The organism is Bacteroides sp. 1_1_14 (assembly GCF_000162515.1).
In the GTDB taxonomy this organism is placed as follows: domain Bacteria; phylum Bacteroidota; class Bacteroidia; order Bacteroidales; family Bacteroidaceae; genus Bacteroides; species Bacteroides thetaiotaomicron.
The window spans coordinates 69,138-95,530 of record NZ_GG774713.1 but is presented as its reverse complement, the minus strand read 5'-3'; the positions used below and the strand labels follow the sequence as shown (position 1 = coordinate 95,530).

Sequence of the window (26,393 nt, the reverse complement as noted above, 5' to 3'; positions counted from 1 at the left end):
AGCATATGTTAAAAGCTCCATTTTCAGCGTGAATGTGCGTTGTTTATGCCATATATAGCTTCATCTATGCCGCCTGCATTAAGCCATAGCATAGTAACCTTAACAAGCTAACAAGGTTTGACTAATATATTTAGTACGTTTCATGTATTCGTTTCACGTGCGTGGACCGTTCGGTTCACGTACATGAACCCAATAGACCACGTACGTGGACTGATGGGCCCATGTATGTGAAATGACTTCTTCTTACTGACGGAATACATTAATCTAACCTACATAATAGCCTAATGAACGGTTCTCCTACTATTAATCCCAGGTGGTTATCTTCCCCTTGTACGGATAAATGTTTGTGTATACTATAATAAAAGACAGGAGTTGCCTTAAGCAAACTTAAAGCAACTCCTGTCTTAACTATTTAAAAGTATTACTGATTAAAGTTCCAGTTCTTTCCGGTCATTGCGGATAAATTCCAGCAACCGTTCCACCGCCTCTTCTTCGGGTATGTTCTTCTCTACACAAACTTTACCTTTATAAAGGCTGATTTTTCCGCGTCCGGCACCTACATAGCCGTAGTCGGCATCCGCCATCTCACCGGGACCGTTGACGATACATCCCATGATGCCGATTTTCAAGCCTTTCAGATGTGAGGTAGCCGCCTTGATACGCGCAATTGTCTTTTCCAGATCATAAAGCGTACGACCGCAGCCCGGACAAGAAATATATTCCGTTTTAGAAGTACGGGTGCGTCCTGCCTGCAAGATACCGAAGGCAGTAGCATCTACTACCGCATGACTCAGACTTCCTTGATTGAACAGAAAAATCCCGTCACATAAACCGTCAAAAATCAATGCTCCCATATCAACGGCGGACTTAATCTGCAAATCTTCCGCCTCGTCCTCCGCATAATGCTGGAAGAAAACAACCGGATTCTCCAGACCTTCCGTCATGAGTTGATGCACCAATGCACGGTGCTCGCCCAAGCGGTTCGGATGATTGCTCTGAGAAATAACCACAACTTCGGGATGCACCTTAAGACAGGCAATCACTTCATCCGTTTGCGCCATGTAAGGCATAAACAGGAATTTCAGTTCTGCACTGCACTCACCCATCAACGGCAACTGCGCATGATTGAAAGCAGGCCATGTTCCGCCCTCCCCTTTCCATACATCGGCATCAAGGATATATTCCACTCCTTCTTCCCGCTGTTCGGGCAACGTTCTTCCGGCATAGATATAATCCGGAGTAAACTGCGGATTGACTTCCGTCTTCCCATCCATGCGGTCGGCAATAACGACAGGGAGATGTTCGCCCCCGATATTCCGCACTGCCCGCGTCTTGCGGCGCGAAGGAGAAAGATAATTAAATTCCGGTGCCTCCATACCCGGGATATACGGATGATCCTGCCTCAACAGAACATAATCCACCAGCTTGCGCGCTACGGGAATTTCCGCTTCGGGAGCCTCACTAAGCGACACACGAATCGTATCTCCCAATCCGTCACAAAGCAATGCACCGATGCCCAAGGCAGATTTTATACGTCCGTCTTCTCCGTCTCCGGCCTCCGTCACTCCAAGATGCAGGGGAAATGACATTCCCTCCTGTTCCATCACGGCAACAAGCAAGCGGACGGTCTTCACCATCACCACCGTATTGGAAGCCTTGATCGAAATCACCACATCCGTGAAATGTTCCGCCACACAGATACGCAGGAATTCCATGCAGGATTCCACCATCCCTTCGGGAGTGTCTCCGTAGCGGGACATGATACGGTCGGACAGGGAACCGTGATTGACTCCGATGCGGATAGCCGTATGATTCTCCTTACAGATATTCAGAAACGGCACAAAGCGGTCGTGAATCTTCTGTATCTCCTGCGCATACTCCTCGTCGGTATATTCCAGTTTCTTAAAAGTACGCGCTGCATCTACATAATTGCCCGGATTGATCCGTACCTTTTCTGCATATTGAGCTGCTACATCGGCCACTTTCGGATTAAAATGCACATCGGCCACCAACGGAACCATATATCCCTGACTTCGTAGCCCGATATTGATATTCATCAGATTTTCCGCTTCCTTGACACCCTGCGTGGTCAGTCGTACATACTCGCCGCCGGCATCGACGATGCGTTTGGCTTGTTCCACACAAGCTTCTGTATCCATAGTGGACGTGTTCGTCATCGACTGGATACGAATAGGATTGGGGCCGCCCAAAGGTACAGCCCCAATATTTACTTCGGATGTTTCTCTTCGAAAGTAATTGAATAAATCCATCTTTTCAATTGACAATTGACAGTTGACAATTGACAATTGAGAATCGAGAATCAACAACAAGCTCAACAAAGCACCCACAGCGCCAGCCCATTGTCAATTGTCAATTGTCAATTGTCAATTAATTGGTTTTATATTCGAACTTCACTTCTTTCAGTTCTTCGTTTGCCTTTACGATTTTCTTTTTCAGTCCTTCTTTGTAAGCAGCAAAAGCCTCAGCCAATGCGGCATCGCTCAATGCAAGCATCTGAATGGCAAGGATAGCCGCATTCATCGCTCCATTGATAGCAACCGTAGCCACAGGAATGCCCGGAGGCATCTGAATGATGGAGTACAGAGCGTCTACACCGTCGAGCACAGAGCCTTTTACAGGTACTCCGATCACCGGAAGCGTTGTGTTGGCTGCGATGACACCCGGAAGGGCGGCAGCCATTCCGGCAGCAGCGATGATTACTTTAATGCCACGGCTACGGGCATTTTTGGCAAACTCTTCCACAGCCTCCGGCGTGCGGTGAGCAGAAAGGGCGTTCATTTCGAACGGTACATGCATATCATTCAGCAGTTGCGCAGCCTTCTCCATAACAGGAAGGTCGGACGTGCTACCCATGATGATACTTACAATTGGAGTCATTTTCATCTAATCTAAAAGTTATTACATACATTCATTTACCTACCACCTCCCCCTACGGGGACTCCTCCTTCCAGCAGGAGGAGAGTTGGAGTTACTAACGACTATTTAGTCAGCTTCCATTGAGGCAGAAGTACTGTTTATTCAAATTCAGCCGTTGACCACTGCCTTGTATGTTTCGGCATCGAGCAGGTCTTCCGCAGCACTGGCATCAGCAGGCTTCATCTTGATCAGCCAGCCTTCGCCGTAAGGGTCTTTGTTTACCAGCTCCGGATTTTCTTCCAAAGCTTCGTTCTGTTCGAGTATCTCGCCTGCCAACGGTAAGAAAAGATCGGAAATGGTCTTTACCACTTCAATCGTTCCGAAAGTTTCTCCGGCTTCCAACGTTTCTCCTACGGTAGGAATATCAACGAATACAATATCGCCCAATTGTTCCTGTGCGTAATCTGTGATACCTACGTAAGCGATGTCTCCTTCTACGCGAATCCACTCGTGTTCATTCGTGTACTTCAAGTTCTGTGGAAAGTTCATAATAATTAGTTTTTAGGATTTATATTGTTTTTAAAATAAAAATACTCTGAATATAAGGTTGTACGCCGGATGGAGTATCAAAAAAGAGCAGACCAGCCCGACTACAAAACCGGAAAGGACCTCGCCCAAGGTGTGATGCCCCAGCACAATCCGCGCCGAGCCCAATATGCCTGCAATCAGAATAAACAGGCACAACCACACTACCGGATTATAGCTGAACAGCGCACTGAACGAAACCAGTCCGCCGATAATACCGCCCATCCCCGCCATGTGTTCGCTCAGTTTCCATTTCAGATTGACCAGAATGCAGATGATCGATATCACCAGGGAAACAAAAATGATTCCGGTCATATACCAGGGAATATTCAGTTTCCGCATCATCAGCAGGCAGAACACATACGAAATGATAGTCAGCAGGATAGGTACATAACGTTTCTTACGCTCACTCAGTTCCTGACGGGCAAATCCGTTGATCTTCCGGAACAGGAAAATGGTGATAGTGGGTGTCAGTATGGTGAAGCAGTAAACGATTCCCAACACAATTCCCTTATAAAGTATCGGCATGATACGGAGATAAGAAAACAGGAATAACACCAGAAACGCCAGAAACGGTATAGAAAATGGAGTAAACACGATGGAGGTGATCCGTGCCACCCGCAACATTGTTTTATCCGCTATGATATGCTCTTTTTCTTTATCCATCAGCACTAATACTTAATACTTTATAGTTAATACTTTAAACTCACTTTCTCAGTCTTGCCACCGGTATATTTAACTGCTGACGGTATTTCGCCACCGTACGGCGGGCGATAGGATAGCCTTTTTCCTTCAGGATATCCGCCAGTTCGTCATCTGTCAGCGGTTTCTTTTTGTCTTCTCCGTCAATGCATTCTTTCAGAATCTTACGTATCTCGCGTACGGACATTTCCTCTCCGTCTTCCGTCGTATAGCCATCGCTGAAGAAGAATTTAAGCGGATAGATGCCGAAGTTGGTCTGTACGTATTTGCTGTTGCTGACACGGGAAATCGTAGAGATATCCAGTCCGGTACGTTCTGCCACATCTTTGAGAATCATCGGTTTCAGCAATGACTCGTCGCCTTCGAGGAAGAAAGGACGCTGCAAGTCGATAATCGCCTGCATGGTAGTCATCAATGTATTCTGCCGCTGCTTCACCGCATCGATAAATCCTTGTGCCGCATCCATCTTCTGTTTCAGGAACATCATGGCTTCTTTCGACTCTTTGGACTGGTTCGCCTTATTTTTGGTATGCTCCTCCACCATCTCGGTAAAGTCGCGGCTCATCCGGAGTTCGGGAACATTGCGGTTATTCAGGCTTACGTTAATCGTTCCGTCATCGTAGGTATCCACCAGAAAATCGGGAACAATCTGCTGAAGGTTTCTTCCGATCGTCTCTCCGAGCGAAGCGCCCGGACGGGGATTCAACTTGGTTATTTCGGCAATCGCCTCATTGAAAGTCTCTTCTCTGACATCCAGTTTCTTAATGATTTTCTCCCAGTGCTTCCGGGTAAATTCTTCATAACAGTCACTGATGATGCGCTCTTCCAGGTTCAATATCGGTGACGGCTTCTTCTCTTCGCTCTTCTTGCGCAGAATCTGTATCATCAGACATTCCTGAAGGTTGCGTGCTCCGATACCTGCCGGGTCAAAATCCTGCAGGATGCACAGAGCCTCTTCCAGTTCTTCTTCCGTAGATTCGATACCGGCGTAGATAGCCAGTTCGTCACAGATACTTTCCAGCGATTTACGGAGCAGTCCGTCATCGTCCAGCGAACCGATCAGATATTCCACCAGTTCGCACTGGTGCTCGGTCAGGTTACGTTCACGGAGTTGTTCTTTCAGGATTTCATAAAAAGAGGTGGCGTCGGAGAAAGGAATATCTTCCGCCTGCTCGTCCCTCGAGCGGTTGTTTTCCTGCAATTTATAGTCGGGGATATCGTCTTCGGTGAGATAATCACTTAAAGAATCATAATCATTGGCATCGTTATCCATGCCTTCTTCCGGACTGACGCCATCGGCATATTCATCTGTAGCAGCGTCTTCTTTGCCTTCTTCAAGCGCCGGATTTTCCAATAGTTCAGCATGGATACGGTCTTCCAGCTCGACTGCGGGAAGCTCCAACAACTTCACGACCAGAATCTGCTGTGGCGAGAGCGTTTGTATCTGCTGTTGCGCCTGCGATTGTATTTGACGGGAACCTTGTGCCATATTCGTTTTTGCTTTCTACTGTTTCTCGCTACAAAAGTAACTTTTTAACGAGAGATTACACAGATTAGTGGGATTATTTTTAATCCTATCACAGTAATTTATAAATTAAACAAATATTTATTCTATGAAGTTCATTATACTTTTGTAAATTAGTATTATCTTTGAACAGTTGATTAAAAAAAACAGGCATGACAAATATCACCTTTATTGACCTTGAAATTAATCCAACTAATCGTCAGATTTTGGATATAGGAGCTATTCGCCATGACGGAGCTTCTTTTCATTGCAACTCGCCCAAAGATTTAATGCAATTCATTGCACAAACAGAATATATAGGCGGACATAACATCTTGAATCATGATCTTCAATATATTTCGCCTTTATTTGCGCAAGTCGGATACAAACACCCCAAAGTAATAGACACTCTCTATCTCTCGCCTTTATTATTTCCGGCAAGACCTTACCATCATTTATTGAAAGACGACAAATTACAAACAGAAAGCCTCAGCAACCCACTAAATGATTCAATCAAAGCACAAGAGCTATTCCTCTCTGAGGTAGAAGCATTTAATTGTCTGGACAAAGATTTAAAGGATATCTATTTTGCACTATTATATCATACCAAAGAGTTCGGTTACTTTTTTGATTATATTACTTATAACTACGAAAAGCAGCAGGAGGATTTAGATGCTATCATAAACCGCAGATTTGACGGTGATTTATGTAAGTATGCCCCACTTACAAACTATATCAACCAATCTCCTGTCGAATTAGCTTATTGCCTTGCCCTAATCAATTGTAAAGATCGCTACTCTATTACCCCACCTTGGGTACTGCATTCGCACCCGAAAGTAGAGTCAATCATGTATGCATTACGTAATACTCCTTGCTTGACTGGATGTGATTTTTGTAATCAGGTTTTTGACGCACATAAAGGATTAAAAAACTTTCTTTGGTTTTGATTCTTATCGAACTTACAACAATCAATCTTTGCAAGAAGACGCAGTAAAAGCTGCTTTAAAAGGTAAATCACTCCTCGCAATCTTCCCTACAGGAGGAGGAAAATCTATCACTTTTCAAGTCCCGGCATTAATGAGTGGAGAATTAGTTAAAGGACTCACAGTAGTTATTTCTCCTCTACAGTCTTTAATGAAAGATCAAGTGGACAACCTACGAAAATATTCCATTACAGATGCAGTCACTATCAATGGTTTGCTTGATCCTATAGAACGTTCTGAATCTTTTGAAAGAGTTGAAAACGGAACTGCTTCCATTCTTTATATATCTCCCGAATCATTACGGTCAAAATCAATTGAAAGATTATTATTGGGACGTAAAATTGTTCGTTTTGTAATTGATGAAGCACATTGTTTTTCTTCATGGGGACAAGATTTCCGTGTTGACTATCTCTACATAGGTGATTATATCAGACAACTACAACTGAAAAAAGGTTTGGTACAACCAATACCCGTCTCTTGTTTCACAGCAACAGCCAAACAGGAAGTGATTGAGGATATTTCCATTTATTTCAAAGAAAAGCTAAATATACAGTTAGAATTATTTCGCTCCAACAGTTACCGGACCAACCTTAAATATCAAGTATTCCAAAAAAGTCAGCAAGAAGAGAAATATACGTGTCTAAGGGAGATTATTGAGTTAAAGAAATGCCCGACAATTATTTATGTAGCACGCACAAGAACAGCTTCCACCCTCGCAGCGCGTTTAAAGCAAGACGGTTTTTCCGTTAGAGCTTTCCATGGAAAAATGGACATTAAGGATAAAACAGAAAACCAAAACGATTTCATCTCCGGCATCGTACAAATTATGGTAGCCACTTCTGCTTTCGGAATGGGAGTAGACAAAAAAGATGTAGGACTCGTAGTCCATTATGAAATATCCGATTCACTTGAGAATTATGTACAGGAATCGGGCAGAGCTGGCCGAGACGAGAATATCGAAGCCTCTTGTTATATTCTTTTTGACGAAGAAGATTTAACAAAGCATTTCATCCTGCTTAATCAAACGAAGTTACATATCGGAGAAATACAACAGGTCTGGAAAGCTATAAAAAATAACACTCGCTTGCGCCCGACTGTTTCGCAGTCAGCTTTAGAGATAGCTCGTAGAGCCGGATGGGATGAGAATGTCACCAACATAGAAACTCGTGTGACCACGGCCATAGCAGCACTTGAAGAATCCGGATATTTACGCCGTGGACAAAATATTCCACGTGTATTTGCCGACAGTATATTGGCAAATACAGTTCAGGAAGCTATTGATAAAATTAACCTGTCTCCTCGCTTCAATGAAAAACAAAAAACGCAAGCTATTCGCATCATTAAAAAGCTCATATCAACCAAAAGTCGAAAGTATGCAAATGATGAAGCACCGGAGGCCCGTATTGATTATATCTCCGATCATTTAGGTATCCCCAATGATGAAGTCATCCAGATAATAACTTTACTCCGTGACGAAAAGATATTGGCTGACAATCAGGATCTCACTGCTTATATAATCAAAAAAGAGCAGCGAAACCGTTCTCTTGAAATCACCAGACTATACAACTGTTTGGAAGATTTCCTCCTCACACAGTTTAATGAAGAAGAGAAGTTATTTAACTTGAAAGAATTACGTGAACAAGCAGAAATTGAAATAAAAAAAGAGATTAGTCTTGACAAATTAAAAACACTCATAAATTTCTGGTGTGAAAAGAACTGGATTATACGTTCACACAAAGATGATAATAGAAACTATCGTGCTATTTATCGGTGTTCATCCTCCAGTACTTCATTTGATAAAAAAACAAAGGACAGACATCTTTTATCCGAGTTTATAATAAATTACCTATATGAAAAAACTGAATCAGAAACTGGTTCAGCTAAAAGAGATGAAATTCTCGTTGAATTTTCCGTAGTAGAATTAAAAGAAAGCTATGAAAAACAACAAGTATTGTTTCAAGAACTGACTACTCTCGAAGATATAGAAGATACGCTTTTTTACCTTTCCCGGATAGGAGCTCTGCAAATAGAAGGTGGATTTCTAGTCATATACAACCGAATGACGATTAAACGATTGGGAGACACAAATATACGGTATAAGCAGGACGATTATCGCAAACTAGAAAAATTCTATAGTAACAAAACACAAAAGATTCACATTGTAGGAGAATATGCACGAAAAATGAGCCAAAACAACCAAGAAGCACAGCGATTCGTTGATGACTATTTCAGGTTGAACAATATGTCTTTCATTCAAAAATATTTTCCAGGAGGACGAAAAGAAGAGATTAGCAGACGAATCACTCCAACCAAATACAAGCAATTGTTCGGAGAGCTATCCGAAAGCCAACTAAATATTATTAATGACAATCAGCCGGGACACATTGTTGTCGCAGCTGGTCCGGGAAGTGGCAAAACCCGTTTACTCGTACATAAACTGGCTTCTCTGTTATTAATGGAAGACGTAAAACATGAACAGTTACTCATGCTTACCTTCTCACGAGCAGCAGCTAGTGAATTCCGAAAAAGGCTTCATGATTTAATAGGAAATGCAGTAGGTTACATTGAAATAAAGACCTTTCACTCCTATTGTTTCGACTTATTAGGCAAACTAGGTTCGATTGAGAAATCAGAATCTGTCATTAAAGATACAATAGACAAAATCAAGAATGATGAAGTTGAAATAAGCCGTATCACCAAAAGCGTACTTGTAATTGATGAAGCACAAGATATGACAGAGGATGAATTCAATCTCATTACTGCTCTTATAGATAAAAATGAAACTCTAAAGGTCATAGCTGTAGGAGATGATGATCAAAACATCTATTCCTTTCGTAAATCAGACTCCAAATATATGCAATACCTCATCAGCAAATACCAAGCACGCTTTTATGAGTTATATGAAAACTTCAGAAGTAAAAGCAATCTTGTGACATTCGCAAATTCATTTGTCAATCAAATACCTCATCGGATGAAGCACAATCCTATTGTCTCTCATCAACCGGAGAATGGTTCGCTTCGTATCACCTACTACCCATCAAACAATTTAATTATTCCTTTAATAAAGGATGTAGTTGAAAGCCCGCTTGCAGGCACGACTGGTGTACTCACCAAAACAAACGAAGAAGCAGTTTTTATATCATGCCTCTTACAGGAACAGGGTATAGCCACCAAACTAGTTCAAACGAATAGCAGTAATTTTTATTTAGGCGATTTAAATGAAATCCGCTATTTCACCCAAGTACTAAATCTTACTAAGGATACCCATATTATCGACAATGAACGATGGGAAGTAGCTAAGAGAAAGCTGAAATACGAATTCGGCAATACTTCTTCGTGGGAAATATGTCGTTCCATCATACTTACTTTCGAACAAATCTACTCCCGAAAGTATTTGTCGGACTGGAAAACCTATCTATTTGAATCCAATCTAGAAGACTTTTATTCAGCTCAAGGTGAAACGGTTATTGTCTCCACCATCCACAAAGCAAAAGGAAAGGAGTTCGACAATGTCTTTTTACTCCTTAACAATGGTAACTCACTCTCAGATGAAAAGAAACGTGAAATATATGTTGCCATCACTCGTGCAAAACAAAACATATCTATCCATCTAAATGGACATTATTTTAATAATATTGTCAATGGACTAACAGAAATTCGGACTGACAACAATCAATATCCTATACCTCAAAGACTATGTTATTTATTAACTCACAAAGATTTAAATCTAGACACATTTATTTCCTCATATTGTCAGGCCGCTATATATAATCTAAAAAGTGGAATGCCTTTACAGCTAAAAGCAAATGGCTGTACAGACTTTCATGGTAACGAGATATTACGTTTCTCCAGAAAATTCCAAAATACACTTGAAGAGTTAGATAAAAAAGGATATAGACTTAAAGAGGCAGCTGTCAACTTCGTAGTATATTGGGAAAGACGGAAAGACAAACAAGAGGTTAAGATTGTATTACCTAAAATCATTGTAGAAAAGAACACAGATTGATAAGAGATTAAATCTTAATTTACAACAAATTAAGTTCAAAATCACTGTTATCTACTTTGCTTTAATGTTAAATATCAGTATCAATTAATAAAAAGAAAAGCCAGCACTTGAGCATGATACTAAATTTAGTATCTTTGCATAAACCATTATACATTATGGGTACAAAAGAAAAGCTAATAGAACGTTTCCTTACATTGCCTAAGAACTTCACTTACGATGAAGTAAAACGGTTATTTGGGTTATTTGGTTATAGTGAAGGAAAAAAAGGAAATACTTCTGGTTCACGGGTTGAATTTATAAGCGCTGATAACAAAAGCTCGTATATCATGCATAAGCCGCATCCGTCTAATATTATTAAAGGATACGTGATGAAGCAGTTACTTGCTTATATCCGTGAGAACAAGCTGATTGAGAAATATGAACAAAGTAAAGAATAAAGTAATTATGGGACAGTTAAAGTACAAAGGTTACGCTGGTAGCGTAGAATACAACGAAGAAGATAATTGCCTGTTCGGTAAAGTTCTCGGTCTTAAAAAAGATTGCATCACTTACGAAGGTGAAACCATCAGTGAATTAAAGAGTGACTTTGAAGGGGCTATTGACGACTATTTGGCAAGTTGCAAAGATCGTGGAGTGGAGCCAAGTAAACCGTATAGTGGAAAATTAGTCCTACGTATGCCTTCCGACCTGCACGGAATGGTAGCAACAGCCGCCGCTAACGCAGGTACTACTATTAATGAATTTATCAACAGAGCTGTAACAAAGGAATTAGAAAAAGAATTTTCTATGTAAGTCGTAGCTTAATTGTCACTTGTTGATTATGTAATATTTCATTCTTTATTATATCTTTGTTGCACGAACTTAAAAATTAGGACAGTATGTTTGCCAAAGAGACGTATATGCAGCGCAGAGCCCTGCTGAAAAAGAATTTAGGCTCCGGAGTTTTGTTATTTCTGGGAAATGACGAGTGCGGGCTGAATTATGAGGATAACACGTTCCGTTATCGTCAGGACTCCACTTTTCTTTATTATTTCGGTCTTTCGTGTGCCGGACTTTCGGCCATCATCGATATTGACGAAGACAAAGAAATTATTTTCGGTGACGAATTATCCATCGATGCCATCGTATGGATGGGCTCACAGCCTACGTTACGCGAAAAATGCGAACGTGTCGGCATCAGGGAAATGATGGCTTCCGCCGATATCGTCGGCTATCTGCACAAATGCGTCCAGAGTGGAAAAGCAATTCATTATCTTCCTCCCTACCGCCCCGAACATAAACTGAAACTGATGGACTGGCTCGGAATACCACCTGCACGTCAGGAAGGTTCCGTACCTTTCATCCGTGCCGTCATAGCTCAGCGCAACTACAAGTCGGCGGAAGAAATCGTAGAAATAGAAAAAGCCTGTGACGTGACTGCCGATATGCACATCACCGCCATGAAGGTGCTTCGTCCGGGAATGTACGAATATGAAGTAGTAGCGGAAATGAATCGCGTGGCAGAGTCCAACAACTGCGAACTGTCGTTTGCAACGATCGCCACCATCAACGGGCAGACGCTGCACAACCATTATCACGGAAATAAAGTGAAACCGGGCGATCTGTTCCTGATTGACGCAGGTGCGGAAGTCGAGTCGGGTTATGCAGGCGATATGTCGTCCACGATTCCTGCGGATAAGAAATTTACAACCCGCCAGCGCGAAGTTTACGAAATCCAGAATGCGATGCATCTGGAATCTGTCAAGGCGCTTCGTCCGGGCATTCCTTATATGGATGTATACGAATTGTCCGCCCGCGTCATGGTAGACGGCATGAAAACTCTCGGACTAATGAAAGGAAATACGGAAGATGCTGTCCGCGAAGGCGCGCATGCCCTGTTCTATCCGCACGGATTGGGACACATGATGGGACTGGATGTTCACGACATGGAAAATCTGGGTGAGATATGGGTAGGCTACAACGGTCAGCCCAAGAGCACGCAGTTCGGACGTAAGTCACAACGCCTCGCCATTCCACTGGAACCGGGATTCGTACATACCGTAGAACCGGGCATTTACTTCATCCCCGAACTGATCGATATGTGGAGAGCAGAAAAGAAGTTCACCGATTTTATCAATTACGACAAAGTGGAAACTTACAAAGACTTCGGCGGTATCCGCAACGAAGAAGATTATCTCATCACGGAGACAGGTGCCCGCCGACTCGGCAAGAAAATTCCGCTGACACCCGAAGAAGTGGAAGCTTTAAGATAACCCCTGCTTTATTCACAGATGGCACCGGAATTCACATAAAACGATAAATGCCTGTACTACAACAAGTATAGGCATTTATTATTTCAAGGGGACGGTCATATTTTTAAGTATTAGTGTCAAAATTCTTATGTCTATCCAAGACAATAAGCACTATATTTGCAAGTATCCCCCATCATAACAAACTATTAATACTTTAAACTAATGGCACGAACTACTTTGTTACTTTTATCTATTCTTTTTCTGCTGCCCACGAATGCAGCAATCAAAAAACTACAGGTTGAATATCTGACCAATCCTATCGGGCTGGACATAACAGCTCCCCGATTCAGCTGGCAACTAGAGTCAGCGGAAAGAGGAGTCAGACAAACAGCCTATCAAATCACGGTAGCGACCGATGCAGCCTGTCTAAATCCGGTCTGGACTTCCGGAAAGGTGGCATCTGACGAATCATTGCACATCTGTTATGCAGGACCGGCTCTCACCCCTTCCACCCGCTATTATTGGAAAGTAACCGTGTGGAACAACAAAACCGGAGAAGAGACTTCGACGGAAAAGGCTTTCTTCGAAACAGGACTGCTGTCCGACGGATGGTCGGGAGCGCAATGGATCAAGGCAACTCAAATAAACAAGAATTCCAAAATCAATCCGGAAGACAAGAAACAGACAAAGGCACGAATGCTGCTGGAAATGGATGTCACACTGACTTCCGGCAACGCATCCGTTCTTTTCGGCGCACGCGATGCTTCCAACGTATTCATGTGGTCTGTCAATACGCTGGACAATGAAAAAGAACCTTTGATCAGAAGACATATTTATGACAGGGGACGCCTGCAAAGTTCGGATACTCCGATCGGCAAATTCTTCACTAAATCCGACTTGCTGAATAAAGAACACCATCTGGCAATCGAAGCAAAAGATGGAGTGGTCAAGACTTATATTGACAAGGTACTGGTGGATACCTATACCGACACCGATTCCAAACTATCGAATGGATATATCGGCTTCCGGGCATTCAGAGGAAATAACACCAACGAAACGGCCATGTTTGACAATATCGTACTGACAGAGTACGAACAGAAAGGCGACAAGGAAGAAGCCAAAGTCGTTCTGAAAGAGGATTTCGAGAAACCTCAGTCCGTTTTTGAAGGCGGAGAAATCGTATCTGTGGGAGGTAATCGTAAACTGAATATGGTTTCCGGTTCCGGCGATTATCGGGTATTGCAGGTTGACATGAGCGGAGTACCCATGTTCCGTAAAGAATTCAAGGCAAAAAAGAAGATTGCATCCGCCCGCATCTACAGTTCGGCTCTGGGCGTCTATGATTTGTTTATCAACGGACAACGGGTAGGAAACAAGATGGAAGACGGCAGCATACGCTATGACGAATTGAAGCCGGAATGGACGGATTTCAGCAAAACAGCCCACTATCAGACGTATGACATCACCGATTTGCTCCGGAAAGGAGAAAACGCAGTCGGCGCCCAAGTATCCTCCGGCTGGTGGAACAGTGACGTCTGCCACGGAGAGTATGGCAGTCACGAAGTAGGATTCATCGCAAAGATATTACTGAAATATACGGACGGCACTTCGGAAACGGTAGTAACGGACCTTTCCTGGCTGTCATCCATGGACGGTGCCATACGAATGGGAGACATCTACCACGGAGAAACTTATGACGCCCGAAAAGAAAGTGGATGGACGAAGCCCGGATATAATACTGCCAACTGGAACAAGACGGCTGTCAACCCTCATTTCAAAGGAGAGTTAATCGCCTTTGCCGGCCCCACCGTTCAGGTACGTCCGCATCTGAGCCGTATCCCTTTGTCCACTACTGTTTACCAAGGTGAAAAAGACGGTAAAATCAATGTAGTGAGTATTACGGACAAACCGGCTCCTATCCGGCTAAAGAAAGGTGAAACGGCCGTCTACAACTTAGGTCAGAACATGGTCGGCTGGGTTCGGTTCAAAGTAAAAGGTGCATCGGGAACGGAGATGAAACTCCGTTTCGGCGAGATGCTGAACGACACGGGAGATAAATCACGCGGAGACGACGGCCCTGCCGGAAGTATATATACCGCCAACCTCAGAAGTGCAAAAGCAACATTGAAGTATATCCTGAAAGGAAGCAAGGAAGGCGAATCATTCCATCCGTCCATGACCTTCTTCGGTTTTCAGTATTGTGAGATAACGGCAAGTGAAGACATCGAGGTACTTTCCCTGATAGGGGAAGTGGTCGGTTCCGCTACCGAAGAGGGAGCTTCGTTTGTCACCAGCAGCCGGTCAATCAATCAGTTATACAGCAATGTCATGTGGGGACAAAGAGGCAACTATCTGAGCATCCCTACCGACTGCCCGCAAAGAGACGAACGTCTGGGCTGGACCGGAGACACGCAAGTGTTCTGCCGTGCCGCTTCTTATAATGCGAATGTATCCACCTTCTTCGAAAAATGGATGAGAGATATGCGTGACGGTCAGCGAAGTGACGGCGCCTATCCGGATGTAGCTCCACACTCATGGGTAGGCTACGGACAGGCAGCCTGGGCTGATGCCGGTGTCATCGTTCCCTGGACTATCTATCTGATGTACGACAACAAAAAGATATTGCAGGACAATTATGCATCTATGGAGAAATACATGGAGTTCCTGTCCCGTCAAAAAGGAGACGGTTATAACTATAACGGTGCCGGAACAAATTATGGCGACTGGCTATCGTACGAAGATACCGAACGCCGCTATGTCAGTGTATGCTACTACGCATATACGGCACAATTGATGGCCAAAATTTCGGAAGCATTGAAAACGGACGACTGTGATGCCTACGCTTCCAAAGCAAAGGCTTACAGAAAGCTGGCACAGGAAATCAAGAAAGAATTCCAGACACGCTACGTCGATGCAGACGGAGATTTGAAGCAAAAGAGCCAGACGGCCTATCTGCTTGCCTTGAAACTGGATTTATTCCCGACAGAAGAAGCACGGAAGAAAGGAGTGGAAACACTGGTCCGCAAGATTGCCGGCAACGGCAACCGCCTGAGTACAGGATTCGTGGGTACAGCCATCCTGAATCAGACATTAAGCCAGTTCGGAGAATCAAATACGGCTTACGATCTACTGCTGCAACGGAACAACCCTTCCTGGCTGTATAGTATAGACCAGGGGGCGACCACTATCTGGGAACGTTGGGATTCGTATACCAAAGAGAAAGGTTTTGGTCCCGTATCGATGAACTCGTTCAATCATTACTCCTACGGAGCAGTCTCCGAATGGATGTACCGCACAATGGGCGGTATAGATATCGACGAAACACGTCCGGGATTCAAGCACATCGTATTACAGCCGATTCCGGACAACCGTCCGGAAGTTGCCGCCGGTCAGGAACAGATTGACTGGGTAAATGCTTCGTTCCCTTCCTGTTATGGAGATATCAAGAGCAGCTGGAAAAAAGAAAATGACGGAACGGTTTCTTACCAAGTGACGATACCTGCCAACACCACCGCCACTCTTCACTTACTATTACCTACTCTCGACTATGTAGTAGAAGAAAGCGGAAAAGCTGCCGTGAAAGCGGAAGGAGTTTCTTCGGTTACTTTCATGAATGGAAAGGCAGTATTAGAACTACAGTCCGGTACATATCAGTTTGTGGTTAAAAAGGAAAACAAATAGACAGAATGAAAAAAATATATTTAGTGACTGCACTTGCATGTTGTGCACTGCAACCCACCCTTGCACAAAAGCAAGAAGAATGCAAGCCCGTGAACCTTCATTGCGACCACCTGATCAATCCGCTGGGCATCGACAATGCCAATCCCAGATTGTCGTGGATGCTGGACGATGCCCGACAAGGAGCCCGGCAGACTGCTTATCAGATAATAGTCAGCACAGACTCACTGAAAGCAAACAACGAAAACGGGGAAATATGGAACTCGGGGAAAAAAGAATCGGATCAAATCCTTGTCACCTATCCGGAAAAGAATCTTCAACCCTTTACCAAATATTACTGGAAAGTGAATGTATGGGATAAGGACGGCAAAAAGGCTACTTCGGACATCAACAGCTTCGAGACCGGAATGATGGGAATGGAGAACTGGCAGGGCGCATGGATTGGCGACAACAGAGACATCAACTATAAGCCCGCCCCCTATTTCAGAAAAACATTCGACACTCAAAAGAAAGTCAAATCCGCCAGAGCGTACATCACCGTCGCCGGTTTATACGAATTATACATCAACGGAGAGAAAATTGGAAACCATCGGCTAGACCCGCTGTATACCCGTTTCGACAGACGGAATTTCTATGTGACTTATGATGTGACCAAGCAACTTCAGAAAGGTAAAAACGCGATTGGCGTACTGCTGGGGAATGGCTGGTACAACCATCAGTCAAAAGCAGTCTGGGACTTTGACCGCGCACCGTGGCGTAACCGCCCCGCTTTTTGCATGGACCTGAGAATTACCTACGAAGACGGCACTACAGAAGTAATCCGCTCCGAAAGAGACTGGAAGACTTCTTCGGGGGCCTTGATCTTCAACAGCATCTATACAGCGGAACATTATGACGCCCGCCTGGAACAGAAAGGCTGGAATACGGCAGATTTTGACGATTCGAAATGGAAGGAAGCTGGTTACAGAGCTGTACCTTCTCAAAACGTCGTATCCCAGCAGGTACAACCGATTCGTATCGTAGAAACAATACCGGCAAAAGCGCTTAAGAAAGTGAACGACACGACGTATGTATTCGACTTTGCCAGAAATATGTCCGGAGTGACCCGCATCAAGGTATCCGGAGAAGAAGGAACGGTAGTAAGGCTCAAACACGGCGAACGCATCTATGACAACGGACGGGTGAATATGTCAAACATTGACGTATACCATCGTCCGGTAGATGACAAAGACCCATTCCAGACGGATATTCTCATCCTGAGTGGAAAGGGAGAAGACGAGTTTATGGCACGGTTCAACTACAAAGGCTTCAGATACGTAGAAGTGACAAGCAGTAAGCCTGTCGCACTCGATCAAAACAGTCTAACTGCTTATTTCGTTCATAGCGACGTTCCGCAAAAAGGAGAGATAAACACGTCAAACCCACTCGTAAACCGATTGTGGTGGGCTACCAACAACGCCTATCTGTCCAATCTGATGGGGTATCCCACCGATTGCCCCCAACGGGAGAAAAACGGATGGACGGGAGACGGACATTTTGCGATAGAAACAGCACTATATAATTATGACGGCATCACAGTCTACGAAAAATGGCTCGCCGACCACCGTGACGAACAGCAACCCAACGGAGTATTACCCGACATCATTCCGACCGGAGGATGGGGATACGGCACGGACAACGGTCTGGACTGGACGAGTACAATCGCCATTATTCCCTGGAATATTTATCTGTTCTACGGAGACAGCAAATTATTAGCCGACTGCTACGAAAACATCAAACGATATGTAGACTACGTAGACCGTACCAGCCCAAGCGGACTGACTTCATGGGGAAGAGGAGACTGGGTTCCTGTGAAATCGCATTCGTCCAAAGAACTGACCTCATCGGTATACTTCTATGTAGATACTAAAATACTGGCCAATGCCGCAAAGCTGTTCAACAAGCAGGAAGATTACAAACATTATCAGGCGCTTGCGGAAAAGATCAGGCAAGCGATCAATGACAAATATCTGAACAGGGAAACCGGCATATACGCCAGCGGCGTTCAGACGGAACTGAGCGTACCGCTGATGTGGGGTATTGTCCCCAAGGATATGAAAGCAAAAGTAGCCCGCAACCTGGCGAAGAAGGTGGAAGAAGCCGGTTTCCATCTGGATGTGGGTGTATTGGGAGCCAAAGCCATACTGAACGCCTTGAGTGAAAACGGAGAAGCCGAAACCGCTTATAAAGTAGCTGCACAAGACACCTACCCGTCATGGGGCTGCTGGATTGCCAACGGAGCCACCACCCTGCTCGAAAACTGGGATTTGAATGCTACACGTGACATTTCGGACAACCACATGATGTTCGGAGAAATCGGAGGATGGTTCTATAAAGGCTTGGGCGGTATCTTCCCCGACCCGCAGCAGCCGGGTTTTAAACATATCCTCCTGCGCCCCAACTTCCCCAGTGATTTAAAGCAGTTTGAGGCCAGACACCGTTCTCCGTACGGAGAGATTCAGTCCCAATGGGAACGTAAGAAAAAAAGTGTTGTGTACAGCGTGACGATTCCTGCCAACAGCAGTGCCACTTTATACGTGCCCGATACTGTGAAAGGAGAACGTGTCATAGAGTTAGAAGCCGGAAAACATACATTCGAGTGGAAGTTGCTCTAAATTTACACTTAATAGAACATTTTATCGACCTCTGTTTTTCTAATCTTTCCTAATATTGCGGCGTAATTAACAAACCGATCAGATGGAAAATAGAATGAGAAAACAAATGACAGTTATATTGAACAGTAAAATGAATATGAGAAGATTTTACGTATCAGCAGCGTTGTTACTGACAACGCTGCTCGCGGTTGCCGAAAATAATCCCTACCGGAGTGACGTATTTTGGGTAACCGTACCCGATCATGCCGACTGGCTTTACAAAACTGGAGAACAGGCAAATGTAGAAGTACAGTTTTACAAATACGGCATTCCGGGAGATAGCATAGCGATTAATTTCGAAATAGGCGGAGAAATGATGCCTGCCGATACCAAAGGAACAGTCATCATGAGAAAGGAAAGGCAACAATCCCCGTAGGCACCATGAAGAAACCGGGCTTCCGAGACTGCCGCCTGACCACCACCGTAGACGGAAAGAAATACTCCCATCACGTCAAAGTGGGTTTCTCGCCGGAAAAGCTCCGTCCGTATACCACCATGCCTGCCGACTTTCAGCAATTCTGGGAGAACGAAAAGGCGGAACTGGCCAAATTTCCGCTGACATACACCAAAGAGCACGTAAAGAAATACTCGACCGACCAAATAGACTGCTATCTTATCAAGTTGCAGGTGAACCAACGCGGACAAAGTATCTACGGCTACCTGTTCTATCCGAAGAAAGAAGGCAAATACCCTGTCGTACTATGTCCTCCGGGCGCAGGAATCAAAACAATCAAGGAACCTTTGCGACATAAGTATTACGCCGAACAAGGCTGCATCCGTTTTGAAATAGAGATTCACGGGCTGAACCCGGAAATGAGCGAAGAAGAATTCAAAGAAATCAGTGCCGCTTTCAACGGCAGAGAAAATGGCTACCTGTCCAACGGTCTGGACAGCCGCGACAACTATTACATGAAACGGGTATATCTGGCCTGTGTCCGCAGCATCGACCTACTGACCTCACTACCGGAATGGGACGGAAAGAATGTAATCGTTCAAGGCGGCAGCCAGGGAGGAGCATTAGCACTCGTCACCGCCGGACTGGATCAGCGGGTAACGGCCTGCGTAGCCAATCATCCGGCTCTAAGCGATATGGCAGGTTACAAAGCCGGTCGTGCCGGAGGTTACCCCCATTTCTTCCGAAATACCGTAGATATGGATACTCCCGAAAAGATCAGAACAATGGCTTATTATGATGTGGTGAACTTTGCCCAATTAATCAGGGCGGATACTTATATGACATGGGGATTCAATGATGACGTTTGTCCACCGACTACTAGCTACATTGTATATAATGTATTGAATTGCCCGAAAGAAGCATTGATCACTCCTATTAATGAACATTGGACCTCCAGTGACACAGAGTACGGACATCTGCTTTGGATAAAGAAACATCTGAAATAAAAGCAGTAGAAAAGGAAAAACCGCCGAAAGCAGAAATAACTGTTATCATATCATTATTCAGGCACGGCTTACAGAGTTTTTATGGTTCTGTTTTAATCGAAACCATATTAATCTGTGTAAGCCGTGCCTGAATAAATCCGCAAGAGAGTTTTAACGTCTCTCTATTCCTTTAATCTTCCCATTCCGATTTCGGAAAAGTTTTCTTCCCATACCATTTCATCCAGGCATAGGATTTTCTTTTTCTCATATAAACGGCATCACCACAATAGGTCAATGCCTCCCAGTTAAAAACCGAATGAGAACTAATTGCTTTTTCAAACCAGTAAAGCAAGTGATATGTCATGAACGGAAGCACCATCCACCACCATGAAAACCATAGTGACAAACCCAATGCTGGGATTAAAGTCAATAAAAAACACTCCCAGAATTGCCGTGCATGTATTCTTAACTCCATTTCTTCCCAAACTTCCAAATACTTGTACCGAGTAAAGAATAACCCTCCTATCATAAAATAATGCTTCTTTTTCCCTAAAAAGCATTTCGCTAGTAAATTGTTATAAAATATCATATACCCTTTTTTTGCTGTGTAATAACATAAACGGAAAGAACGTACAAATGTTCATTATTTAAGTCTAATCTTACAGTTATTTCCTTTCCCTGGAATACAACAACATATTGCCACGCTTGTTTTTTGCGGCGCGAAGTTACGAACTTATATTTATACAATAACTATAAATTCCAAAATAATTCTCTTAAATAAATTTATTATCTAATATTTGAAACTACTTCCTCCCAAAAACTCCCTGAGTAAAGACGTCGGGGGAATTTCCTTATCCTGCACCGGAACGAAATATTTAATGAATTTCAGTAACCGGTATGCCTCACAATATTCCGGACAATTGCGCGGAACGCCCATCAAAATAGGTTCCGCGTGCAGGCGAAGGACTGCAAATTCAAACAACAGCGCCGAGTTGAACATCACATCCGCATTCTCCTGATAAGGGAATATCCATTTATCTTCGCCGGCACGCACACTAGGCCAGCGGGAGATAGTCTCGCGGGCCGAATATCCCCGATAATTAAAGTCGCGGATAATGCGGCGAAGCAAACGATTGTCTGTCGTAGGAATCCAGTTATGATCGTCCAAAGAAATAGTGGTCAATGCCGAGACATAAATCTTGAACTTCTTTTCATCCGGGATATGCGGTGTCAGTTCCGGATTCAACGCATGAATACCTTCCAGAATGAGAATCGTATTATCTTCAATTTTCAGTTTATCACCTTTATACTCCTTCTTCCCCAGAGAGAAGTTAAAGCGCGGAAGCTCCACTTCCTCACCGCGCAGCAAAGCCTGTAACTGCTGGTTAAACAATTCCAGATCGAGCGCATACAGAGACTCATAATCATAGTTACCGTTTTCATCCAAAGGTGTCTCTTCACGGTCTACGAAATAATTGTCCAAGGAGATCGGGAAGGGTTTGAGCCCGTTCGTCATCAACTGGATGGAAAGACGTTTGCTGAACGTGGTCTTTCCCGAAGAGGACGGACCGGAAATCAAAATCAGTTTCACCCGGTCACCGTTTTCCCCACGATGGAAGATCGTATCGGCAATCTGGGCTATTTTCTTTTCCTGCAACGCTTCCGCTACATTGATTAAATCCGTAGCGTGCCCTTCTTCGCAGGCGAGGTTAAAGTCGCCGGCGTTATTAAGTCCCATGATATAGCTCCAGTTGAGATACTCCTTAAATACATCCAGCATCTTCTCCTGCTTCACCACTTCCTCCAGCACATCCGGATTCTCTTTATTGGGAATGCGCAGCAAGAGGCCATCATAGTATTTCACGATGTCGAACAACTTGATATATCCGGTACTGGGGAGCAGATTACCATAATAATAATCGACCGTATCGCCCAGCGTATAATAATAGGTATATAGTGAACCGGAAGTTTCGAGCAGTCTCACCTTATCATTCATCCCGCGTTCACTGAACACCCGTACAGCCTCAGCCGTATGGCATTCGATGCGGTGATAAGAGATATTTTCTGCGATAATCTCCTGCATACGCTGTTTGATACGCGTCACATCTTCCAATGTAATAGGGCGACCGATCCGCAGATTACAGAAATAACCTTTGGAGACCGGGTGTTCCACAAACAGCTTCCCTTCGGGAAAAAGCTCACTGACAGCCTTGAACAAGACAAAGCAGAGTGACCGCACATACGTACGCATACCGGATGAATCGCGTACATCCAGAAACTCTATATCCTTGTTATTATATACTTTGAAATTGAGACCTTCGGAACGGTTATTCACCTTGGCACTGACTACCTGATAAGGAAAATTAAGATTAAAACCGTAATAAATATCCAAAAGTGAGCTTCCGATAGGGAATTCTTTATAAATATTATTATTTTTGCAACATATTTGTAACATCTGTTTCATCGTAGTCTTTTTAATAAGGTGAATAACATGGGACTAAATATACTTAGTAATCAGATAGAGAACAAACAACCACTAAAATTATTATAGATGGAATATTCTTTTTATGATTTTTTAAAGCTCATAGGCTCGTTAGGGCTCTTCCTTTATGGCATGAAGATAATGAGCGAGGGCTTACAAAAAGTCGCAGGTGACAGGCTACGAAGTATCCTGACAGCTATGACCACCAATCGGGTAACGGGGGTATTAACAGGAGTGTTGATCACAGCCCTTATCCAGTCCTCCTCGGCGACAACAGTAATGGTCGTCAGTTTCGTCAACGCCGGTTTGCTTACACTGGCCGAGTCCATCAGTGTCATCATGGGTGCCAATATCGGTACGACGGTTACGGCATGGATTATTTCAATTTTCGGATTTAAGGTTGATATGGCCGCTTTCGCTCTTCCACTTCTGGCCATCGCCCTTCCGCTCATCTTCTCCGGCAAGAGCAACCGCAAGTCCATCGGTGAATTCATTTTCGGTTTTTCCTTCCTCTTCATGGGACTTTCTTACCTGAAAGCAAATGCTCCCGACCTGAACGCCAATCCGGAAATGCTCGCCTTCGTACAGAACTACACGGATATGGGATTCTTCTCCATTCTCCTGTTCTTATTCATCGGTACCATACTGACTATGATCGTACAGGCCTCAGCCGCCACGATGGCAATCACATTAATTATGTGCGCCAACGGCTGGATCAGTCTGGAACTGGGAGCAGCGCTCGTACTGGGCGAAAACATCGGAACTACCATCACGGCCAATCTTGCCGCATTAACAGCCAACACACAGGCTAAGCGGGCAGCATTGGCCCATTTTGTTTTTAATGTGTTCGGTGTGATCTGGGTATTGATCATCTTCCACCCTTTCATGGAGCTGGTCAACTGGGTAGTGGACACCTTCTTCCAGAGCAATAATCCGGAAGTAGCCATTTCTTATAAGCTGTCCGCTTTCCACTCTATCTTTAATATCTGTAACGTATGTATCCTGATATGGGGAGTGAAACTGATCGAACGCACCGTATGCGCACTAATCCGGCCGAAGGAGGAAGACGAAGAACCCCGCCTGCGGTTTATCACCGGCGGTATGCTTTCCACAGCGGAACTTTCTATCCTGCAGGCACGCAAGGAAATCCACTTGTTTGCAGAACGTACCCACCGTATGTTCGGAATGGTGCAGGACTTGATGCATACCGAAAAGGACGATGACTTTAACAAGCTGTTCAGCCGTGTAGAAAAGTACGAGAACATCAGCGACAACATGGAACTTGAAATAGCCAATTATCTGAATCAGGTATCCGAAGGCCGCTTAAGTTCTGAAAGTAAGTTGCAGATACGTGCCATGCTGCGCGAAGTGACGGAAATCGAAAGTATCGGTGACAGCTGTTACAACCTGGCACGCACCATCAACCGGAAACGCCAGACGAATCAGGACTTTACCGAAAAGCAATACGAGCACATCCACTTCATGATGAAGCTGACCGATGATGCCCTCGCACAAATGATTGTGGTGGTAGAGAAACCGGAACACCAAAGCATTGATATCAACAAGTCTTTCAACATCGAAAACGAAATCAATAACTACCGTAACCAACTGAAAAATCAGAATATTCTGGATGTCAACAACAAGGAATATGATTATCAGATGGGAGTCTATTATATGGATATTATCGCCGAATGTGAGAAACTGGGCGACTATGTAGTGAATGTGGTAGAAGCCAGCAGTGATGTAAAAGAGAAGAAAGCCTCTTAAATAAAGAGGAACTCAATCAAAGAAATGGATAGTCAATTTTATGCTGCAACGCATAAATTGGCTATCCATTTCTTTTTTATTTCCACACAGACAAAACAACTCATGTCCGTTTACAAGGACACTCACACTTTACAAAGGCATTACATTTTTCACAGACGTTAACGATTACATTTCTTTTCCGTGAAGTTCCCGTTAAGCTTTTACTGCGCCTATTGCAGGTCTTTTTTTTGCATATACATTTGCGCCAAAATACACAGAGGCCTATGTTTAGTACCATTTTCCAATGACCGGACAAAGGCATTCCAAAAGAAAACCAAATCTCTAATTTAAAGCAAAAGAAATGAAAATTAAAAAAGTATTGATGGGAGTTGCACTGGCAGCAATGTGTTTAATGAGCGCACAAGCGCAACGCCGCAATGAGATTCAAGTTCCCAATCTGAATGGGTACACTACTTTAAAATGTGACTTTCACATGCACAGTGTTTTTTCGGACGGTCTGGTATGGCCTACCGTACGCGTAGACGAAGCATATCGAGAAGGACTGGATGCCATTTCTCTGACAGAACATATAGAGTACCGCCCGCACAAAAAAGACATTATAGCAGATCATAACCGCTCTTATGAACTGTCTCAGAAGCAGGCGAAGAAGTTAGGAATACTTCTAATCAGAGGCAGTGAAATCACCCGTTCCATGCCTCCGGGACATTTTAATGCAATCTTCCTGAACGACTCCAATCCATTGGAACAAAAGGCATATAAAGACGCTTTCAATGAGGCAAAAAAACAAGGAGCCTTTATCTTCTGGAATCATCCGGGCTGGGCACGCCAGCAGCCGGACTCCACCCTGTGGTGGCCTGAGCATACACAACTCTACAATGACGGCTGCATGCACGGCATTGAAGTAGCCAACGGTGGTCTTTTCATGCCCGAAGCCATTCAATGGTGTCTGGACAAGAATCTGACCATGATAGGAACTTCCGATATCCACCAGCCTATCCAGACAGACTATGATTTTTCAAAAGGCGAACACCGCACGATGACGTTTGTCTTTGCCAAAGAACGTTCTCCGGAAGGTATCCGTGAAGCACTCGACAATCGCCGCACTGCCGTTTATTACCGCGAACTGGTGATCGGGCGTGAAGAAATCCTCCGTCCCTTCTTTGAAAAATGCGTAGACATAAAAGAAGTGAAACGCACCGAAAAAGAAGTGACATTTTCTGTCATGAACGCTACCGATCTGGTACTGAAACTGAAAAAGACCGCACATGATCCTTCTTTGGTCTATTTCCGCGAAATGACATTGAAACCACATACGCAGCATACAATCTCTGTGAAGTTTGAAAACGGTATCAAAGGAGGTGACTGCAATTTTGAAGTTACCAACTTCATCGTAGCCCCCGATAAAGGTTTGGATTACACCATCAAACTATAAAGTTCCAGTCATCAAAGCCATGTAATATCAAGATATCCGACGGACTACATGCGGATAATCATTTAATTTTAAA

General features: G+C 44.0%; 14 protein-coding genes and 2 pseudogenes. 9 read left to right on the top strand and 7 right to left on the bottom strand.

The features are described 5' to 3' along the window. Window positions 1–428 precede the first annotated feature (428 nt). The 5 genes from HMPREF9007_RS01970 to rpoN all read right to left on the bottom strand — a co-directional run bounded on the left by HMPREF9007_RS01970 (window position 429) and on the right by rpoN (window position 5,653). Window positions 429–2,270 (bottom strand): 4-hydroxy-3-methylbut-2-en-1-yl diphosphate synthase, encoded by a 1,842-nt coding sequence (locus HMPREF9007_RS01970; RefSeq protein WP_008763605.1) that lies wholly within the window; start codon window positions 2,268–2,270, stop codon window positions 429–431. Window positions 2,271–2,388: 118 nt separating this feature from the next. Continuing rightward, a complete protein-coding gene (purE, locus tag HMPREF9007_RS01975; RefSeq protein ID WP_008763604.1) occupies window positions 2,389–2,898 on the bottom strand; it encodes a 5-(carboxyamino)imidazole ribonucleotide mutase in 510 nt (169 codons plus the stop codon). 147 nt (window positions 2,899–3,045) lie between these two features. Next, window positions 3,046–3,426 carry a glycine cleavage system protein GcvH gene (gene gcvH / locus HMPREF9007_RS01980; protein ID WP_008763603.1) on the bottom strand — a complete coding sequence of 127 codons (381 nt, stop codon included), beginning with the start codon at window positions 3,424–3,426 and terminating at the stop codon, window positions 3,046–3,048. 30 nt (window positions 3,427–3,456) lie between these two features. Then, window positions 3,457–4,128 (bottom strand): hypothetical protein, encoded by a 672-nt coding sequence (locus tag HMPREF9007_RS01985; protein WP_008763602.1) that lies wholly within the window; start codon window positions 4,126–4,128, stop codon window positions 3,457–3,459. A gap of 40 nt (window positions 4,129–4,168) precedes the next feature. Then, entirely contained in the window at window positions 4,169–5,653 is a 1,485-nt protein-coding gene (gene rpoN, locus HMPREF9007_RS01990; RefSeq protein ID WP_008763601.1) for an RNA polymerase factor sigma-54, read from the bottom strand. A 188-nt stretch (window positions 5,654–5,841) separates the two neighbouring features. Between rpoN and HMPREF9007_RS01995 the strand changes: the two are divergent. From HMPREF9007_RS01995 to HMPREF9007_RS02025, 7 genes and pseudogenes are all read left to right on the top strand, one after another. Next, window positions 5,842–10,657 (top strand): annotated as a pseudogene (locus HMPREF9007_RS01995) (RecQ family ATP-dependent DNA helicase). Between the two features lie 155 nt (window positions 10,658–10,812). Continuing rightward, window positions 10,813–11,094, top strand: a complete 282-nt coding sequence (locus HMPREF9007_RS02000; protein WP_008763600.1) for a type II toxin-antitoxin system HicA family toxin — start codon at window positions 10,813–10,815, stop codon at window positions 11,092–11,094. Window positions 11,095–11,101: 7 nt separating this feature from the next. Then, the gene (locus HMPREF9007_RS02005) at window positions 11,102–11,449 is read left to right on the top strand and encodes a type II toxin-antitoxin system HicB family antitoxin (protein WP_008763599.1); all 348 of its coding nucleotides are present in this window, start codon (window positions 11,102–11,104) and stop codon (window positions 11,447–11,449) included. An 86-nt stretch (window positions 11,450–11,535) separates the two neighbouring features. Continuing rightward, window positions 11,536–12,909: an aminopeptidase P family protein gene (locus tag HMPREF9007_RS02010; protein ID WP_008763598.1), complete on the top strand. Its 1,374-nt coding sequence runs from the start codon at window positions 11,536–11,538 to the stop codon at window positions 12,907–12,909. 201 nt (window positions 12,910–13,110) lie between these two features. After that, window positions 13,111–16,569, top strand: coding sequence for a glycoside hydrolase family 78 protein (locus tag HMPREF9007_RS02015; RefSeq protein ID WP_032850769.1), 3,459 nt, complete (start codon window positions 13,111–13,113; stop codon window positions 16,567–16,569). Window positions 16,570–16,574: 5 nt separating this feature from the next. Then, window positions 16,575–19,220 (top strand): glycoside hydrolase family 78 protein, encoded by a 2,646-nt coding sequence (locus HMPREF9007_RS02020; RefSeq protein WP_008763596.1) that lies wholly within the window; start codon window positions 16,575–16,577, stop codon window positions 19,218–19,220. 136 nt (window positions 19,221–19,356) lie between these two features. Then, window positions 19,357–20,660 (top strand): annotated as a pseudogene (locus tag HMPREF9007_RS02025) (acetylxylan esterase). A 169-nt stretch (window positions 20,661–20,829) separates the two neighbouring features. Here HMPREF9007_RS02025 and HMPREF9007_RS02030 read toward each other — a convergent pair. Both HMPREF9007_RS02030 and HMPREF9007_RS02035 read right to left on the bottom strand, forming a co-directional pair. Beyond that, complete coding sequence (locus HMPREF9007_RS02030; RefSeq protein ID WP_008763595.1) at window positions 20,830–21,228, bottom strand: hypothetical protein; 399 nt, start codon at window positions 21,226–21,228, stop codon at window positions 20,830–20,832. Between the two features lie 201 nt (window positions 21,229–21,429). Beyond that, complete coding sequence (locus tag HMPREF9007_RS02035) at window positions 21,430–23,103, bottom strand: nucleoside kinase (RefSeq protein WP_008763594.1); 1,674 nt, start codon at window positions 23,101–23,103, stop codon at window positions 21,430–21,432. A gap of 87 nt (window positions 23,104–23,190) precedes the next feature. On the opposite strand from HMPREF9007_RS02035, the gene HMPREF9007_RS02040 reads away from it, so the two are divergent. Both HMPREF9007_RS02040 and HMPREF9007_RS02045 read left to right on the top strand, forming a co-directional pair. Next, window positions 23,191–24,888 carry a Na/Pi cotransporter family protein gene (locus tag HMPREF9007_RS02040; RefSeq protein ID WP_008763593.1) on the top strand — a complete coding sequence of 566 codons (1,698 nt, stop codon included), beginning with the start codon at window positions 23,191–23,193 and terminating at the stop codon, window positions 24,886–24,888. Window positions 24,889–25,228: 340 nt separating this feature from the next. Next, window positions 25,229–26,320 (top strand): Sb-PDE family phosphodiesterase, encoded by a 1,092-nt coding sequence (locus tag HMPREF9007_RS02045; protein WP_008763592.1) that lies wholly within the window; start codon window positions 25,229–25,231, stop codon window positions 26,318–26,320. Window positions 26,321–26,393: the final 73 nt, after the last annotated feature.

Coding starts and splice junctions, on each gene's coding strand:
- HMPREF9007_RS01970 (WP_008763605.1), bottom strand. CDS start 2,270: ATGGATTTATTCAATTACTTTCGAAGAGAAACATCCGAAGTAAATATT.
- purE (WP_008763604.1), bottom strand. CDS start 2,898: ATGACTCCAATTGTAAGTATCATCATGGGTAGCACGTCCGACCTTCCT.
- gcvH (WP_008763603.1), bottom strand. CDS start 3,426: ATGAACTTTCCACAGAACTTGAAGTACACGAATGAACACGAGTGGATT.
- HMPREF9007_RS01985 (WP_008763602.1), bottom strand. CDS start 4,128: ATGGATAAAGAAAAAGAGCATATCATAGCGGATAAAACAATGTTGCGG.
- rpoN (WP_008763601.1), bottom strand. CDS start 5,653: ATGGCACAAGGTTCCCGTCAAATACAATCGCAGGCGCAACAGCAGATA.
- HMPREF9007_RS02000 (WP_008763600.1), top strand. CDS start 10,813: ATGGGTACAAAAGAAAAGCTAATAGAACGTTTCCTTACATTGCCTAAG.
- HMPREF9007_RS02005 (WP_008763599.1), top strand. CDS start 11,102: ATGGGACAGTTAAAGTACAAAGGTTACGCTGGTAGCGTAGAATACAAC.
- HMPREF9007_RS02010 (WP_008763598.1), top strand. CDS start 11,536: ATGTTTGCCAAAGAGACGTATATGCAGCGCAGAGCCCTGCTGAAAAAG.
- HMPREF9007_RS02015 (WP_032850769.1), top strand. CDS start 13,111: ATGGCACGAACTACTTTGTTACTTTTATCTATTCTTTTTCTGCTGCCC.
- HMPREF9007_RS02020 (WP_008763596.1), top strand. CDS start 16,575: ATGAAAAAAATATATTTAGTGACTGCACTTGCATGTTGTGCACTGCAA.
- HMPREF9007_RS02030 (WP_008763595.1), bottom strand. CDS start 21,228: ATGATATTTTATAACAATTTACTAGCGAAATGCTTTTTAGGGAAAAAG.
- HMPREF9007_RS02035 (WP_008763594.1), bottom strand. CDS start 23,103: ATGAAACAGATGTTACAAATATGTTGCAAAAATAATAATATTTATAAA.
- HMPREF9007_RS02040 (WP_008763593.1), top strand. CDS start 23,191: ATGGAATATTCTTTTTATGATTTTTTAAAGCTCATAGGCTCGTTAGGG.
- HMPREF9007_RS02045 (WP_008763592.1), top strand. CDS start 25,229: ATGAAAATTAAAAAAGTATTGATGGGAGTTGCACTGGCAGCAATGTGT.